This is a genomic window from Acinetobacter schindleri CIP 107287, from assembly GCF_000368625.1.
Classification (GTDB): Bacteria; Pseudomonadota; Gammaproteobacteria; order Pseudomonadales; family Moraxellaceae; genus Acinetobacter; species Acinetobacter schindleri.
This window is the reverse complement of record NZ_KB849580.1, coordinates 42,572-57,572: the sequence shown is the minus strand read 5'-3', so window position 1 is coordinate 57,572 and position 15,001 is coordinate 42,572. Positions and strand designations below refer to the sequence as shown.

Genomic DNA, 15,001 nt, shown 5'->3' with positions numbered 1-15,001 from the left:
AGGAATCTGACAATGCCTCGTTCTCTGAAAAAAGGCCCATTCGTCGATGCGCACTTGTTCGCTAAGGTTGAAGCGGCTATCGCGGCTAATAACCGTAAGCCGATCAAAACTTGGTCGCGTCGTTCGATGATCCTCCCGGATTTTGTTGGTTTAACAATTTCTGTACACAATGGCCGTAACCATGTTCCAGTGATCATCTCTGAACATATGGTTGGACACAAGCTTGGTGAATTTGCACCGACTCGTACCTACCGTGGTCACGGTGTTGACAAGAAATCTAAACGTTAATAGGTGCTATGATGGAAGTAACTGCTAAATTACGCGGTGCCGCTATCTCGGCACAAAAAGCTCGTTTGGTTGCAGATCTTATCCGCGGCAAATCTGTTGCGCACGCACTTAACATTTTGAACTTCAGCAACAAAAAAGCTGCAGTCCTAGTTAAGAAAGCGTTAGAGTCTGCAATTGCAAACGCTGAACACAATAACAGTTTAGATGTAGACGACCTTAAAGTTTCTACGATCTACGTTGATGAAGGCATGAGCCTGAAACGTATTATGCCACGTGCTAAAGGCCGTGCAGATCGTATTACTAAGCGTACTTGTCACATTACCGTTAAGGTAGGGGTTTGATATGGGTCAGAAGGTTCATCCAATCGGTATCCGCCTAGGTGTTGTGAAACGTCATAACGCTAACTGGTATGCGAGTCCGAAACAATACGCTGAATACTTGCTTAAAGATTTGCAAGTTCGTGAGTTTTTAACTAAAAAACTTAAGAATGCAATGATCAGCAATATTCTTATCGAACGTCCTACAGGCGCTGCTAAAGTAACTATTAGCACTGCTCGTCCTGGTATCGTTATCGGTAAAAAAGGCGAAGACATTGAGAAATTACAACGCGAATTAACATCTATCATGGGTGTTCCTGCGCAAGTAAGCATCAACGAAATCGATCGTCCAGACTTAGACGCACGTCTTGTTGCTGAAGCTATCGCTTCTCAATTAGAAAAACGTGTAATGTTCCGTCGTGCTATGAAGCGTGCGGTTCAAAACACAATGCGTGCTGGCGCTAAAGGTATCAAAGTTGAAGTTTCAGGCCGTTTAGGTGGTGCTGAGATCGCTCGTACTGAGTGGTATCGTGAAGGTCGTGTACCTCTACATACACTTCGTGCAGACATCGACTATGCTACTATGCGTGCTGAAACTACTTACGGTACGATTGGTGTTAAAGTTTGGATCTTCCGTGGTGAGATCTTGGGCGGCATGAAACAAGTCATGAACCCGGCTCCAGCTGAAGAACGTCCAGCTAAACGCGGTCGCGGTCGTGGTGAAGGTCAAGAGCGTCGTGGTCGTCGCAATGATCGTTCTGCTGAAAAAGGAGAATAATCCATGTTGCAACCTAAACGTATGAAATTCCGTAAGGTGCAAAAAGGCCGTAACACTGGTCTTGCACACCGCGGTAGTTCAGTATCTTTCGGTACAATCGCTCTTAAATCAATTGAACGTGGTCAAATGACTGCGCGTCAAATTGAAGCAGCGCGTCGTACTATCAGCCGTCGTATTAAACGTGGTGGTAAGATCTTTATCCGTGTCTTCCCAGACAAACCTATTACTTCTAAACCTCTTGAAGTTCGTATGGGTAAAGGTAAAGGTTCTGTGGAATACTGGGTTTGCCAAATCAAACCAGGTAAAGTCTTGTACGAAATTGATGGTGTTAACGAAGAATTAGCTCGCGAAGCATTTACGCTTGCAGCTGCTAAACTTCCGTTTAAAACCACTATCGTGACTCGGACGGTAATGTAATGAAAACTAAAGATCTACGTGAAAAGTCGGTAGAAGAGTTGACAGCTTTGCTTGATGAGCAACAGCTTAACCAATTCCGTCTTCGTATGGCGAAAGCAACTGGTCAACTGGGTAAATCGCACGAAGTGCAATTAACTCGCAAGACTATTGCTCGTATCAAGACCCTCCTTACCGAAAAACAGGGGAACGGACAATGAGTGAACAAACAGTCCGCACGTTAACAGGCAAAGTAGTAAGCGACAAAATGGACAAGTCTATTGTTGTGCTTATCGAACGTCGTGTTCAACACCCGTTGTATGGCAAATCAATCCGCCGTTCAACAAAATTACATGCTCATGATGAAAACAACACAGCTAAAACTGGTGATGTTGTAACAATCAAAGAAAGCCGCCCAATTTCTAAAACTAAGTCTTGGACTCTAGTTGAAGTTATTGAAGCAGCTGCTGAGTAATTAACGTTCTTGTTGCATCATCGGTCAAATTCGAGTACTCTTTGAGCCTTTCGAATTTGCGACCGGTGATGCTCGGTTTTGGAGTAGGGCAATGATTCAGACCGAAACTATGCTCGACGTAGCAGACAACAGTGGTGCTCGCCGCGTACAATGTATTAAAGTACTTGGTGGTTCACATCGTCGTTATGCTTCTGTTGGCGACATTATTAAAGTTACTGTAAAAGAAGCAATTCCACGCGCACGTGTTAAAAAAGGTGACGTGATGAATGCAGTTGTGGTTCGTACTAAATTCGGCATCCGTCGTCCAGATGGTTCAGTGATTCGTTTCGACGATAACGCTGCTGTTATTTTGAACAACAACAAAGCGCCGATTGCAACTCGTATTTTCGGACCAGTGACTCGTGAACTTCGTACTGAACAGTTCATGAAAATTATTTCATTGGCTCCTGAAGTTCTATAAGAGGCAATCATGGCTAAGATTAAAAAAGGCGATCAAGTAATTGTGATCGCAGGTAAAGAAAAAGGCAAACAGGGTACTGTTCTGTCTGTTTCAAATGACCAAGTGAAGGTAGAAGGTCTTAACCTAGTTAAGAAACATCAGAAGCCTAACCGAGCTACTGGCGCTGAAGGCGGCATCGTAACTCAAGAAGCTTCTCTTCACATCTCAAACGTGGCACTTTTTAATGCTACAACCCAAAAGGCTGACCGTGTTGGTTACCAAGTGATTGATGGCGTGAAAACTCGCGTATTCAAATCAAATGGTGAATCAGTGGCGGTAGCGAAGTAATAGGTTGAAAAAGGCAATGGCCAGACTTAAAGCACGTTACAACGACGAACTTAAAGCTCAATTACAAGAACAATTGGGTGTTAAGAATGTGATGGAGATCCCTCGCATCACTAAAATCACTATCAACATGGGTGTTGGTGCAGCTGCTGCTGACAAGAAACTCCTTGATGGTGCTCTTTCTGATATGCAAGCTATCGCTGGTCAAAAACCAGTACTTACGTTAGCTCGTAAATCTATCGCTGGTTTCAAAATCCGTGATGGTTGGCCGATTGGTTGTAAAGTTACTTTACGCGGCGAACGCATGTACGAATTCTTAGACCGTTTGATCTCTATTGCGATTCCTCGTATCCGTGACTTCCGTGGTTTCTCAGCGAAATCATTTGATGGTCGTGGTAACTACTCAATGGGTCTTAAAGAACAGATCATGTTCCCTGAGATCGATTTTGACAAGATTGACCGTATTCGTGGTATGGACATTACCATCACTACGACTGCTCGCACCGATGACGAAGGCCGTGCGCTTATGCGTGCATTCGGCTTCCCGTTCAAATAAGAGGTCGAAATGGCTAAGAAAGGTATGATTAATCGCGAATTGAAACGCGAAGCTACTGTTGCTAAATACGCTGCAAAACGTGCTGAATTAAAAGCTGTTATTGCTAACGTAAATGCGTCAGACGAAGAACGTTTCGAAGCGATGATGAAATTACAAGCATTACCACGTAATGCATCTCCAGTACGTCTACGTAACCGTTGTGGTTTAACTGGTCGTCCTCATGGTTACTTCCGTAAGTTCGGTTTAAGCCGTAACATGGTACGCGAAAAAGTAATGCAAGGTGATGTACCTGGCGTTGTTAAGGCAAGCTGGTAAGGAGCACTATAAATGAGTATGCAAGATACCGTTGCCGACATGCTAACACGTGTTCGTAACGCACAAATGGCGAAGAAACAAACTGTTTCTATGCCTAATTCTAAGTTGAAGGTTGCTATTGCAAACGTTCTTCAACAAGAAGGTTACATCTCTAACGTAGAAGTTGCTGATGTTGAAGGCAAAGCAACTTTAACAATTACGTTAAAATATTTTGAAGGCAAACCAGTTATCGAAACTGTGAAACGCGTAAGCCGTCCAGGTCTACGTCAGTATCGCGGTAAAGATGCACTTCCAAGCGTTAAGCAAGGTTTAGGTATTGCAATTGTTTCTACAAGCAAAGGCATCATGACTGATCGCGCTGCACGTGCTGCAGGCATTGGTGGTGAAGTTATTGCTTTTGTTTCTTAATAGGTGATTCCTCATGTCTCGTGTGGCTAAAGCCCCAGTAACTGTACCTAACGGTGTAGCAGTTACTCAGAACGGCCGGCAGGTCGAAGTGAAAGGCACTAAAGGTACATTGTCTTTCAACCTGCATGCGCTGGTCGAGCTAAAACAGGAAGACGGTACTCTAGTTATTGCTCCTAAAGCTGAATCTAAAGACGCTTGGATGCAGGCTGGTACTGCTCGCGCTGTGCTTAACAACCTTGTTAAAGGTGTTAGCGAAGGTTTCGAACGTAAGTTACAACTTATCGGTGTTGGTTATAAAGCTGCGGTTAAAGGTAACATTGTTAACCTTAACCTTGGTTTCTCTCACCCGATTGATTACAACCTTCCTGAAGGTGTAACTGCAGAAACTCCTACAGCGACTGAAATTATCCTAAAATCTGCTGATAAAGCAAAATTAGGTCAAGTTGCTGCGGAAATCCGTGGTTACCGTCCACCAGAGCCGTATAAAGGTAAAGGTGTTCGTTATTCTGACGAAGTTGTACTTCGTAAAGAAGCTAAGAAGAAATAAGGCGCGAGGTTCTTATGAACGAAAAGAAACAATCCCGTTTGCGTCGTGCGAAAAGCACACGCTTGCACATCCGTGCATTGGGTGCGACTCGTTTGTGTGTAAACCGCACTCCGCGTCACATCTATGCTCAAGTTATCTCAGCAGATGGTGGCAAAGTATTAGCGCAAGCTTCTACGCTAGACGCTACTCTACGTGCTGGTACAACTGGTAATGTTGAAGCAGCTCAAAAAGTAGGTGCTTTAATCGCAGAACGCGCTAAGGCAGCTGGTGTAACTAAAGTTGCATTTGACCGTTCTGGTTTCAAATATCATGGTCGTATCAAAGCCTTGGCTGATGCTGCTCGTGAAAACGGCTTGGAGTTCTAATCATGGCTAAAGTTGAACAAAACGAAGGTCTTGTTGAAAAGCTGGTTGCCGTTGATCGTGTAGCCAAAGTTGTTAAGGGTGGTCGTATCTTCTCTTTCACAGCATTGACTGTGGTAGGTGATGGTAATGGTCGCGTAGGTTTTGGTCGTGGTAAAGCACGTGAAGTTCCAGCTGCTATTTCTAAAGCACTTGAAGCTGCTCGTCGCAACATGATCACTGTAGATCTTGCTGGTACGACTTTACAACACCCTGTGAATGCTCGTCACGGTGCAAGCCGTGTTTACATGCAGCCTGCTTCTGAAGGTACTGGCGTAATCGCTGGTGGCGCTATGCGTGCCGTTCTTGAAGCTGCTGGTGTACACAACGTACTTGCTAAATGTTACGGTTCTACTAACGCTGCTAACGTAGTTAACGCGACTTTTAAAGGTCTGCGTGATATGACTTCTCCTGAGAAAGTTGCTGCGAAACGTGGTCTTTCAGTAGAACAAATTCAAGGGTAATAATCATGAAAACGATTAAAGTTACCCAGACTAAATCTGCATCGCATCGCTTGAAAAATCACAAGCTGAGCCTTAAAGGTTTAGGTCTGCGTCGTATTGGTCATACTGTTGAAGTGTTAGACACTCCATCTAACCGTGGTATGATCAGCCAAGTCTACTATATGGTTAGTGTAGAGGAATAAGCCATGACTCTGCGTTTAAATACTATTGCACCTGCAGAAGGTGCTAAGCGTGACAACCTACGTCTAGGCCGTGGTATTGGTTCTGGCGTTGGTAAGACCGGTGGCCGTGGTGTCAAAGGTCAAAACTCACGTAAGAGCGGTGGTACTCGTCCAGGTTTCGAAGGCGGTCAAACAGCACTTTATCGTCGTTTGCCTAAATTCGGTTTCACTAGCCAACAGGCTTTGAAAACTGCTGAAGTACGTTTATCTGAGCTTGCTAAAGTTGAAGGCGACATCGTGTCTCTAGAAACTTTAAAAGCTGCGAACGTTGTACGTAAAGACATGACTCGTGCACGTATCGTACTTTCTGGTGAAATTACTCGCGCATTCACTGTACAAGGTGTTGTGTTGACTAAAGGCGCTAAAGCTGCTGTTGAAGCTGCTGGCGGTAAAGTCGAGGAGTAATCTCCAGTGTCTATGTCTCCTAGTTCTTCAGGTCATGTCAACATGATGAAAGGCCAACCATTTCATGTGAAATACCGTGAAATTATTCGTCGAATGATGTTTCTCATTGGTGCGTTGTTGGTGTTTCGACTGGGAGCACATATTCCAGTACCGGGCATTAACAATGCTGCGCTGGAGAATTTGTTTAATGCAAACCAAGGTACGATCCTTGGTTTGTTTAACATGTTCTCTGGTGGTGCATTGGAGCGAATGTCTATTCTTGCTCTTGGGATTATGCCATACATCTCTGCATCGATTATCGTGCAGCTGATGTCAACAGTCGTTCCTTCGCTGGAAGCTTTAAAGAAAGAAGGCGAGCAAGGCAAACGTAAAATAAATCAATACACACGACAGGGCACACTGTTCCTTGCATTTGTGCAAGCGGTCGGTATGTGCGCGGGCTTGATCAGCCAGGGAATTACCCTGACCTCTGGTCTGGCTTTTTATGTTCCTGCAGTAACCTCATTGGTTGCGGGGACCATGTTCCTGATGTGGTTGGGTGAACAGATTACCGAGCGTGGGGTGGGGAATGGTATTTCCATGATCATCTTCGCAGGTATTGTTGCAGGTCTGCCAACTTTGGTTATGCAGTCCCTGACTTCTGTCGATAATGGTCAGTCTAGTCTTATTGGTCTGGCGATATTTGCATTGTTATCCATCGCCGTGCTTGCAGCAATTGTGTTTATCGAGAAGGCGCAACGTCGTATTCCGGTCAACTATGCTCAGAAGCAGCAGGGTCGTCGCGTATTTACTGCACAGCAGACACATTTGCCATTAAAAATTAATATGGCCGGTGTGATTCCTGCAATTTTTGCAAGTTCATTGCTTTTGTTCCCAGCGAGCTTAGGTCAGTGGGTTGGCAGTGCAGATCCTGATGCAGGAATTATCAAGCGTAGTCTGCAAGATTTGGCATTGGTGTTGTCGCCTGGTCAGCCGTTGTATTTGGTGCTCTTTGGTGCGTTAATTATCTTTTTCTGTTACTTCTATACTGCGCTAGTATTTAGCCCTAAAGAAGTGTCAGAAAACTTGAAACGCAGCGGAGCTTACGTGCCTGGTATTCGTCCAGGTGAGCAAACTGCTCGTTACTTAGATCATATTCTCAATCGTTTGACCTTCATTGGCGCGATTTACATCACTGTCATCTGTTTAATGCCGATGATCCTGCAAAGCTCTTTTGGTATTCCATTCAGCTTGGGCGGAACATCGTTGCTAATCGTGGTAGTGGTGGTGATGGACTTTATGGCTCAGCTACAAGCACATCTCACTTCGCACCAGTATGACAATCAAACATTAATGAGAAAAACGACTGCTCATCCTAAGGGATAGCGCACTTAGAGGTTTCATCATGAAAGTACAAGCTTCTGTAAAGAAAATTTGTGGTAGCTGTAAAGTTATCCGTCGTAATGGGGTTATCCGCGTAATTTGTAGCGCAGAACCTCGTCATAAGCAGCGTCAAGGTTAATCTGATCAAGACCTGTTGATTTCAGTAGGCGAATTAGGTTATTATCCGCCCCTCAAGATTTTTGTGGGGCGGTTGATTATCTCTACTGCCTTTTTGGAGAAAATTGAATGGCTCGTATTGCCGGTGTAAACATTCCGGATAACAAGCATGCTGTTATCTCTCTAACGTATATCTTTGGTATTGGTCGCCATACTTCAAAAGCTATCTTAGCTGCTGCAGGTATTGCTCCAACGACTAAGATCCGTGAATTAGATGACGCTCAGCTTGATGCGATTCGTGCAGAAGTTGCTAAGGTTCCGACCGAAGGTGATTTACGTCGCGAAATTTCCATGAACATCAAACGTTTAATGGATTTAGGCTGCTATCGCGGTCTTCGTCATCGTCGCAGCTTGCCTGTCCGCGGTCAACGCACCAAAACTAACGCACGTACCCGTAAAGGTCCGCGCAAACCAATTAAGAAATAAGATTTCTGGAAGCTAAAAGATGGCTAAAGATACTCGCACACGCAAGAAGGTCACTCGTACCGTCTCTGAAGGTGTTGCACACATTCACGCTTCTTTTAATAACACCATTGTGACTATTACCGATCGTCAAGGTAATGCACTGGCTTGGGCCACTTCAGGTGGACAAGGCTTCCGTGGATCACGTAAATCAACTCCGTTCGCTGCTCAGGTAGCTGCTGAAGTTGCTGGTAAAGCAGCTTTGGATTACGGTTTGAAAAACTTGGACGTCCTTGTTAAAGGCCCTGGTCCAGGTCGTGAATCTGCGGTTCGTGCTTTAGGTGCAGTGGGTTATAAAATTAATAGCATTACCGATGTGACTCCAATTCCTCACAACGGTTGCCGTCCACCTAAAAAACGTCGCGTGTAAGGAGAAACATTCATGGCTCGTTATATTGGTCCAAAATGCAAACTCTCTCGCCGCGAAGGGACAGACCTGCAATTAAAATCTGGCGTTAAACCATTTGACGTTAAGACTAAAAAACATGCTAAAGCGCCTGGCCAACACGGTGGTGCGCGTGGCAGCAAACAATCTGAGTACTCACTACAATTACGTGAAAAACAAAAAGTACGTCGTATGTACGGTGTTTTAGAGCGTCAATTTAGTAACTACTATAAAGAAGCAGCTCGTGTTAAAGGCGCAACTGGCGAGAACTTGTTAAAGTTACTTGAAAGCCGTCTTGATAACGTTGTTTATCGCATGGGTTTTGGTTCTACACGTGCTGAAGCTCGTCAGTTAGTATCTCACCGTTCAATCACTTTAAATGGCCGTCGCGTTAACATCGCGTCTATCCAAGTTAAAGCTGGTGACGTGATTGCAGTTCACGAAGGCGCTAAACAACAATTACGTATCAAAAACGCAATTGAATTAGCTGCTCAACGTGGCATTCCTTCTTGGATGGAAGTAGATCATTCTAAACTAGAAGGTACGTTCAAAGCTGCACCGGATCGTTCTGATTTACCTGCTGAAATCAACGAAAGCTTGATTGTAGAATTGTATTCTAAATAATCCTTGAGGTAGCAATATGACGCGTACTGCAAATGAGTTTCTAACTCCGCAAGCGATCAAGGTCGAAGCGGCAAGCGGGACCTCGGCAAAAGTTATTCTAGAACCCTTAGAGCGTGGCTTTGGTCATACTCTGGGCAATGCTTTACGTCGCATCCTTCTGTCTTCTTTGCCTGGCGCTGCTGTGGTTGAAGTTGAGATTGAAGGTGTTGAGCACGAGTACAGTACTTTGGAAGGCTTGCAGCAGGACATCGTCGAGCTCTTGCTGAACCTAAAAGGATTGTCTATTAAGCTGTTCGATCAAAATGAAGCTTATTTAACATTAGAGAAACAAGGCCCAGGCGATGTAACTGCGGCTGACCTTCGTTTACCTCATAATGTTGAAGTGGTTAACCCTGAACACTTGATCGGCACATTAAGTGCTTCAGGCAATCTTAAGATGCGCCTGAAAGTGGCTCAAGGTCGTGGCTACGAGACTTCTGACTCACGTTTCCCAGAAGGCGAGACTCGCCCAGTGGGTCGTTTACAGTTAGATGCCTCTTACAGCCCGATCAAACGTGTGTCTTACACAGTTGAAAATGCTCGTGTAGAACAACGTACTGACCTTGATAAACTGATCATTGATCTTGAAACTAACGGTACAGTTGATCCTGAAGAAGCAATCCGCAAAGCGGCAACAATCTTGCAACAACAAATTGCAATCTTTGTTGACCTTCAGAAAGATCAAGCTCCTGTTGCTCAAGAACCTCGTGAAGAAGTTGATCCGATTTTGCTTCGTCCAGTGGATGATCTAGAGCTAACTGTTCGTTCTGCTAACTGTTTGAAAGCAGAAAACATTTACTACATTGGTGATCTTGTACAGCGTACTGAGGTTGAGTTGCTTAAAACTCCTAACCTGGGTAAAAAATCGCTTACTGAGATCAAAGATGTTCTGGCTTCTAAAGGCTTACAACTCGGCATGCGTTTAGAGAACTGGCCACCAGCTAGTCTCCGTATGGACGATCGTTTCGCCTATCGTAGCCGTTAATTAAGTAGGACTATCACCATGCGTCATCGTAATAGTGGTGTGAAATTAGGCCGTACAAGCAGTCATCGTAAAGCGATGTTCCAAAACATGGCTAACTCTTTGTTCGAGCACGAGTTGATCAAAACAACTGTGCCTAAAGCAAAAGAATTACGCCGTGTTGCTGAGCCTTTAATCACTTTAGCTAAAGTCGATACAGTAGCAAACCGTCGTTTGGCGTTTGCTCGTACTCGTTCAGCTGCAACTGTTGGTAAATTATTTACCGTTCTTGGCCCTCGTTACAAAGAGCGTAACGGCGGTTATCTACGTGTTCTTAAAGCGGGCTTCCGTGCAGGTGATGCTGCACCGATGGCTTACGTTGAGCTAGTAGATCGCGAAGTTAACTAATTTCGTGAAGAGCAGCAAACGTTGTTCGGAAAGGTCGGTTGAATAAACCGGCCTTTTTTGATGCCTAAAACTTATCTTTTTATAAATTGATTATCGGTTTAGCTATAAAAATGTCCCCAAAAGATAAAAAAAATAGGGCAAACATACAAACTTGACATGGAGTATTGTCAGTTTTGTGCTTTAATAAAATAAATGACAAACTTGGGTTAAAAGAAGAATATGGAAAAACAGGTTGATATCTTAATTGTGGGTGCGGGGATCTCGGGAATTGGTTTAGCAGTACATCTTTCTAAAAATTGTCCGAAGCGTTCTTTTGAAATTATTGAACGTCGGGAAAGCGTAGGTGGTACTTGGGATTTATTTAAATATCCGGGCATCCGTTCAGATTCTGATATGTCGACTTTCGGCTTTAATTTTAAACCTTGGAAAAAAGCCAGCGTGTTGGCTGACGGTGCATCAATTAAGAACTATCTGTCTGAAGTAGTAGAAGAATGCCAACTTGAATCCAGAATTCATTATCAGCACCGTGTTTTAAATGCCAATTATGATACGCATACGCATAAATGGTCAGTGAAAATCGAAAATGCTCAAGGTAAGAATGAAACTTGGGTAGCGAATTTTGTTTTGGGTTGTACTGGTTATTATAATTATGACCAAGGTTTTCAACCAGAATTTCCAAATCAAGATGCATTTAAAGGAACTTTTATTCATCCGCAACATTGGCCTGAGAACTTCGATTATAGCGGTAAAAAAGTGGTAATTATTGGTAGTGGTGCAACTGCTATTACGTTAGTTCCAGCGATGGTCAAAGGTGGAGCAGGCCATGTGACTATGTTGCAGCGTTCACCGACTTATATTGCTTCGGTACCATCCATTGATATGGTCTATGACAAGATGCGTAAGTATCTGTCTGAAGATATTGCTTATAAGCTTACCCGTGCACGAAACATTGGTATGCAGCGCGGGATTTATGCGCTGGCACAAAAACAGCCAAAATTGCTTAAAAAGCTGCTTTTAAATGCGGTGAAGTTCCAACTTAAGGGTAAGGTGGATATGAAACACTTTACCCCGGACTATGAGCCTTGGGATCAGCGTCTGTGCGTGGTACCGGATGGAGATTTATTCAAAATTTTACGTGAAGGTCGTGCATCGGTAGAAACTGACCATATCGAGAGATTTACTGAAACCGGTATTCGGCTTAAATCCGGTAAACATCTTGATGCCGATATTATCGTATCAGCAACAGGATTAAATATTCAGATTTTGGGTGGGATGCAGGCTTCCATCGATGGCAAGCCCATCGATACTTCCAAACATATGCTGTATCGCGGCGTGATGGTGAGTGATATTCCGAATATGGCGCTGATTATTGGCTATATCAATGCATCTTGGACACTGAAAGTAGACATCGCAGCCGAATATATCTGCCGTCTGCTGAACTATATGGATATGAACGGTTTTGATGAGGTATTACCCGAAGGTAATGCTGCAGAGTTACTCGAAGATACGGTGATGGGTAGCCTGACCTCAGGTTATATTGCCCGTGCCGCAAACGTCATGCCAAAACAAGGTAAGCATGGCCCTTGGCGTGTCAGCAATAATTATTTAGCTGACCGTAAAGATCTTAAAACTGCAACTTTCGAGGATGATATTCTTCAGTTTAAATCTAAAGTTGAACAGGGAAAAGTTAACGGCAAAAAAGTTAAACCACGTCTAGTATCTTAATATCTGAACCTATAGAAAAGGAGCATTAAATGCTCCTTTTGTTATCTGTTTATATGATCTTAATTAAATTGCTCGTGAGATCAATTCTTTCATGATTTCATTGGTTCCAGCATATATACGGTTCGCACGATGATCGATGTAGGCACGAGCAATTGGATATTCCAGCATATAGCCATATCCACCATGTAGTTGCAGACATTCATCGACTACCTTACTGAACATTTCTGAAATTTTGTATTTTGCGGCAGCAGCTGCATCTACGCCTAGCTGTTGCTGTAACTGTTGTTGCATACAACAATCCAGATAAGCTCGACAGATTTCGATTTCAGTACGTAGTTCCGCCAGCTTAAAACGAGTGTTCTGAAATGCTGAGATAGGTTTGCCAAAAGCCTGACGTTCCTTAGTGTATTTCACCGTATGTGCAAAAGCAGCTTCAGCGCCTGCCTGACAGATCATTGCCACAATCAGGCGTTCCCAGGCCAGTTCTTTCATCAGCATCATAAAACCCATACCGGGCATACCCAATAAATTTTCTTTAGGAACACGCACGTTATCAAAGAATAGTTCACAGGTATCCTGGCCTTTCATGCCGATTTTATTTAGCGGTTTGCCTTTACTAAAACCAGCACGGTCAGCTTCTACCATGATCAATGAAAGATTAGCTGAGCCTTTGTCACTATCGCCTGTTTTACACACTACAATTGCCATATCGCAAAGATAGCCGTTGGTGATAAATATTTTCGAGCCATTAATCACATACTCATCACCCTCCAACACGGCACTGGTGCGTACAGCCTGAAGATCTGAACCTGTGCCGGGTTCAGTCATCGCAATCGCAGTAATCACTTCGCCACTGGCCATTTTTGCTAGCCATTGCTGTTTCTGGGCTTCATTGCCGAAATTCAGAATATAATTCGCGACGATATCGGAATGTAGGGAAAAACCGGTCGCTGAATCACCGGCATAAGCTTGTTCTTCAATCAGAATCATACTGTAAAGCCGATCCACACCTGAACCACCATATTGTTCTGGTAAAGTCGGGCAGAGTAGCCCTAGGCTTCCTGCCTTATTCCATAGTTCGCGATCTACGTGTTGTTGCTGTTCGAAGCGTTCGGTATGCGGAATGACTTCCTTTTGATAGAATTTGCGCACCGTCTCGCGGAAAGCATCATGCTCAGCATTAAACAAAGTACGCGGTAAAAGATGCGACATTGGTCGAATCGCAGCAGATTGCATGATCAGGATTCCTTGTTCTGGTTATTGTTCTCATGAACATAAGGGCAGGGTCTATCTGGGGACAATGTGCGAAATGTACAAAATACAGATAATGCTGATGCTTTCCGCCAATTCCCTCGAAAATTACTTGGCGCTTAGGTAAACTACTCATGTTTTTAACACGTTGGGGAAATATGATGACTGAAGACATCAGCCTGGAAGAGCGTAAAGTGATTTACCGCGCACGTCGTGGTCTTAAAGAGTTGGATGTGTATTTTGATCCCTATGTCAAAAACTGCTATTTGACAGCAGACCCATTTGAAAAAGAAATGTTTGCTGAACTCGTAGCGCAAGAAGACCCGGACCTGCTGGACTGGTTTATGGAAGTATCCGAACCGCCACGTCCTGAATTACGTGAGTTTATTAACAAGCTTAAACACTACGTTCATGGATAATCGTTGTTATCAGCTGAAACGCAGCCTGCTTGCACTTGCGTTTCAGTTTTTCATTTTTATTGTGTTGATGTTTGTGATGTACCAGTTATTGCCCTTATGGCTATGGGGAATCTGTCTGGTTGCAGGACTGATCATCTATCATCTGTTTTATCGCAAGCGTCCGCAGATCGCCCAGTTTGAATATCTGGATGGTCGGGAATGGAGCATTACCCATCATGATCAGCGCATACAGCGTGCCCAGATCAGTCATGTGATTGATCACCAAGCTTATCTGGTGGTGTATTTTCAGCATGCCAAAGTACCGCCATTGCTGATCTGGTGTGACCAGTTACCAACACAACAATGGAAGTCATTGAAAGTCCTTACGAAAATGATCTGATTGCCAGACAATCGGTATTTTCATCAAAATTAAAATTAAAATTAAAATTATATATTTTTCAAATTCTTATCTTTATATACTGATCCTTTGTCAGACAATTCACATAATTCTTTGGAAAATATTTGAATTGTCTGACAATTTTCTTAATTGCTTTTATTTTAAACAGGTACATTTGAATCACCGAAGTCAACAGAGGAGATTAATATGGAATTTCCAACGTGGATATTTCCAGTAATCGCGGTAATTCTGGCACTGGTCATTGGACGACTCGGCACTATAGTTAGGGAACAAATTTCAACTCAATCACATTAATAAGCTAAAACGATAAGTTAAAGCTTTCCCAGTTAATAAGTAGCATGTGCTGAACCGTCGCAATGCTACTTTTTTTTGCCCAAAATTCAGTATTTCTTTCGATCAAGTCAATTGCAGAACCGGTAATCAATGGCAAAGTGACTCA

The 15,001-nt window shown here is 43.6% G+C and carries 26 protein-coding genes and 1 pseudogene; 26 read left to right on the top strand and 1 reads right to left on the bottom strand.

What is annotated here, in order from left to right:
- Window positions 1-12 precede the first annotated feature (12 nt).
- The 24 genes and pseudogenes from rpsS to F955_RS14060 all read left to right on the top strand — a co-directional run bounded on the left by rpsS (window position 13) and on the right by F955_RS14060 (window position 12,495).
- Window positions 13-288 (top strand): 30S ribosomal protein S19, encoded by a 276-nt coding sequence (gene rpsS, locus F955_RS14175; protein WP_004673001.1) that lies wholly within the window; start codon window positions 13-15, stop codon window positions 286-288.
- Window positions 289-299: 11 nt separating this feature from the next.
- Window positions 300-629, top strand: a complete 330-nt coding sequence (gene rplV / locus F955_RS14170) for a 50S ribosomal protein L22 (RefSeq protein ID WP_001982638.1) — start codon at window positions 300-302, stop codon at window positions 627-629.
- Between the two features lies 1 nt (window position 630).
- Window positions 631-1,408 (top strand): annotated as a pseudogene (gene rpsC, locus F955_RS14165) (30S ribosomal protein S3).
- The gene (rplP, locus tag F955_RS14160; RefSeq protein WP_004809805.1) at window positions 1,387-1,800 is read left to right on the top strand and encodes a 50S ribosomal protein L16; all 414 of its coding nucleotides are present in this window, start codon (window positions 1,387-1,389) and stop codon (window positions 1,798-1,800) included. Before rpsC ends, rplP begins: the two are co-directional and overlap by 22 nt.
- Entirely contained in the window at window positions 1,800-1,997 is a 198-nt protein-coding gene (gene rpmC / locus F955_RS14155; RefSeq protein WP_004786915.1) for a 50S ribosomal protein L29, read from the top strand. The genes rplP and rpmC overlap by 1 nt, the downstream gene beginning before the upstream one ends.
- Complete coding sequence (gene rpsQ / locus F955_RS14150) at window positions 1,994-2,251, top strand: 30S ribosomal protein S17 (protein WP_004809803.1); 258 nt, start codon at window positions 1,994-1,996, stop codon at window positions 2,249-2,251. Before rpmC ends, rpsQ begins: the two co-directional genes overlap by 4 nt.
- A 91-nt stretch (window positions 2,252-2,342) precedes the next feature.
- Window positions 2,343-2,711, top strand: coding sequence for a 50S ribosomal protein L14 (gene rplN, locus F955_RS14145; RefSeq protein ID WP_001982634.1), 369 nt, complete (start codon window positions 2,343-2,345; stop codon window positions 2,709-2,711).
- A 9-nt stretch (window positions 2,712-2,720) separates the two neighbouring features.
- A complete protein-coding gene (gene rplX, locus F955_RS14140) occupies window positions 2,721-3,038 on the top strand; it encodes a 50S ribosomal protein L24 (RefSeq protein ID WP_004809797.1) in 318 nt (105 codons plus the stop codon).
- A 16-nt stretch (window positions 3,039-3,054) separates the two neighbouring features.
- A complete protein-coding gene (rplE, locus tag F955_RS14135; RefSeq protein WP_004809796.1) occupies window positions 3,055-3,591 on the top strand; it encodes a 50S ribosomal protein L5 in 537 nt (178 codons plus the stop codon).
- Between the two features lie 9 nt (window positions 3,592-3,600).
- The gene (rpsN, locus tag F955_RS14130) at window positions 3,601-3,906 is read left to right on the top strand and encodes a 30S ribosomal protein S14 (RefSeq protein ID WP_004809795.1); all 306 of its coding nucleotides are present in this window, start codon (window positions 3,601-3,603) and stop codon (window positions 3,904-3,906) included.
- 12 nt (window positions 3,907-3,918) lie between these two features.
- Window positions 3,919-4,314 carry a 30S ribosomal protein S8 gene (gene rpsH, locus F955_RS14125; protein WP_004809793.1) on the top strand — a complete coding sequence of 132 codons (396 nt, stop codon included), beginning with the start codon at window positions 3,919-3,921 and terminating at the stop codon, window positions 4,312-4,314.
- Between the two features lie 13 nt (window positions 4,315-4,327).
- Complete coding sequence (rplF, locus tag F955_RS14120) at window positions 4,328-4,861, top strand: 50S ribosomal protein L6 (RefSeq protein WP_004809790.1); 534 nt, start codon at window positions 4,328-4,330, stop codon at window positions 4,859-4,861.
- A gap of 14 nt (window positions 4,862-4,875) precedes the next feature.
- Complete coding sequence (gene rplR, locus F955_RS14115; RefSeq protein ID WP_004281497.1) at window positions 4,876-5,226, top strand: 50S ribosomal protein L18; 351 nt, start codon at window positions 4,876-4,878, stop codon at window positions 5,224-5,226.
- 2 nt (window positions 5,227-5,228) lie between these two features.
- A complete protein-coding gene (gene rpsE / locus F955_RS14110; RefSeq protein WP_004657688.1) occupies window positions 5,229-5,726 on the top strand; it encodes a 30S ribosomal protein S5 in 498 nt (165 codons plus the stop codon).
- Window positions 5,727-5,731: 5 nt separating this feature from the next.
- Window positions 5,732-5,908: a 50S ribosomal protein L30 gene (gene rpmD / locus F955_RS14105; protein WP_004896123.1), complete on the top strand. Its 177-nt coding sequence runs from the start codon at window positions 5,732-5,734 to the stop codon at window positions 5,906-5,908.
- A 3-nt stretch (window positions 5,909-5,911) separates the two neighbouring features.
- The gene (gene rplO / locus F955_RS14100; protein WP_004809786.1) at window positions 5,912-6,352 is read left to right on the top strand and encodes a 50S ribosomal protein L15; all 441 of its coding nucleotides are present in this window, start codon (window positions 5,912-5,914) and stop codon (window positions 6,350-6,352) included.
- Between the two features lie 45 nt (window positions 6,353-6,397).
- Complete coding sequence (gene secY, locus F955_RS14095) at window positions 6,398-7,717, top strand: preprotein translocase subunit SecY (RefSeq protein WP_171056626.1); 1,320 nt, start codon at window positions 6,398-6,400, stop codon at window positions 7,715-7,717.
- A 19-nt stretch (window positions 7,718-7,736) separates the two neighbouring features.
- Window positions 7,737-7,853 (top strand): 50S ribosomal protein L36, encoded by a 117-nt coding sequence (gene rpmJ, locus F955_RS14090; protein WP_000867907.1) that lies wholly within the window; start codon window positions 7,737-7,739, stop codon window positions 7,851-7,853.
- 107 nt (window positions 7,854-7,960) lie between these two features.
- Window positions 7,961-8,317, top strand: a complete 357-nt coding sequence (rpsM, locus tag F955_RS14085) for a 30S ribosomal protein S13 (protein WP_004281492.1) — start codon at window positions 7,961-7,963, stop codon at window positions 8,315-8,317.
- 19 nt (window positions 8,318-8,336) lie between these two features.
- A complete protein-coding gene (gene rpsK, locus F955_RS14080) occupies window positions 8,337-8,723 on the top strand; it encodes a 30S ribosomal protein S11 (protein ID WP_001040166.1) in 387 nt (128 codons plus the stop codon).
- 12 nt (window positions 8,724-8,735) lie between these two features.
- Window positions 8,736-9,362 carry a 30S ribosomal protein S4 gene (gene rpsD / locus F955_RS14075; RefSeq protein WP_004809780.1) on the top strand — a complete coding sequence of 209 codons (627 nt, stop codon included), beginning with the start codon at window positions 8,736-8,738 and terminating at the stop codon, window positions 9,360-9,362.
- A 16-nt stretch (window positions 9,363-9,378) separates the two neighbouring features.
- Window positions 9,379-10,386 (top strand): DNA-directed RNA polymerase subunit alpha, encoded by a 1,008-nt coding sequence (locus tag F955_RS14070; protein ID WP_004809777.1) that lies wholly within the window; start codon window positions 9,379-9,381, stop codon window positions 10,384-10,386.
- 18 nt (window positions 10,387-10,404) lie between these two features.
- Window positions 10,405-10,770 (top strand): 50S ribosomal protein L17, encoded by a 366-nt coding sequence (gene rplQ, locus F955_RS14065; protein ID WP_004786886.1) that lies wholly within the window; start codon window positions 10,405-10,407, stop codon window positions 10,768-10,770.
- Window positions 10,771-10,989: 219 nt separating this feature from the next.
- A complete protein-coding gene (locus F955_RS14060) occupies window positions 10,990-12,495 on the top strand; it encodes a flavin-containing monooxygenase (RefSeq protein ID WP_004809775.1) in 1,506 nt (501 codons plus the stop codon).
- A gap of 63 nt (window positions 12,496-12,558) precedes the next feature.
- On the opposite strand, the gene F955_RS14055 is transcribed toward F955_RS14060, so the two are convergent.
- Complete coding sequence (locus F955_RS14055; RefSeq protein WP_004809773.1) at window positions 12,559-13,731, bottom strand: acyl-CoA dehydrogenase family protein; 1,173 nt, start codon at window positions 13,729-13,731, stop codon at window positions 12,559-12,561.
- Between the two features lie 176 nt (window positions 13,732-13,907).
- Here F955_RS14055 and F955_RS14050 point away from each other — a divergent pair, with 176 nt between their 5' ends.
- Both F955_RS14050 and F955_RS14045 read left to right on the top strand, forming a co-directional pair.
- Window positions 13,908-14,165: an FAD assembly factor SdhE gene (locus F955_RS14050; protein WP_008302635.1), complete on the top strand. Its 258-nt coding sequence runs from the start codon at window positions 13,908-13,910 to the stop codon at window positions 14,163-14,165.
- Window positions 14,158-14,544 carry a hypothetical protein gene (locus F955_RS14045; protein ID WP_004809771.1) on the top strand — a complete coding sequence of 129 codons (387 nt, stop codon included), beginning with the start codon at window positions 14,158-14,160 and terminating at the stop codon, window positions 14,542-14,544. Before F955_RS14050 ends, F955_RS14045 begins: the two co-directional genes overlap by 8 nt.
- Window positions 14,545-15,001 lie beyond the last annotated feature (457 nt).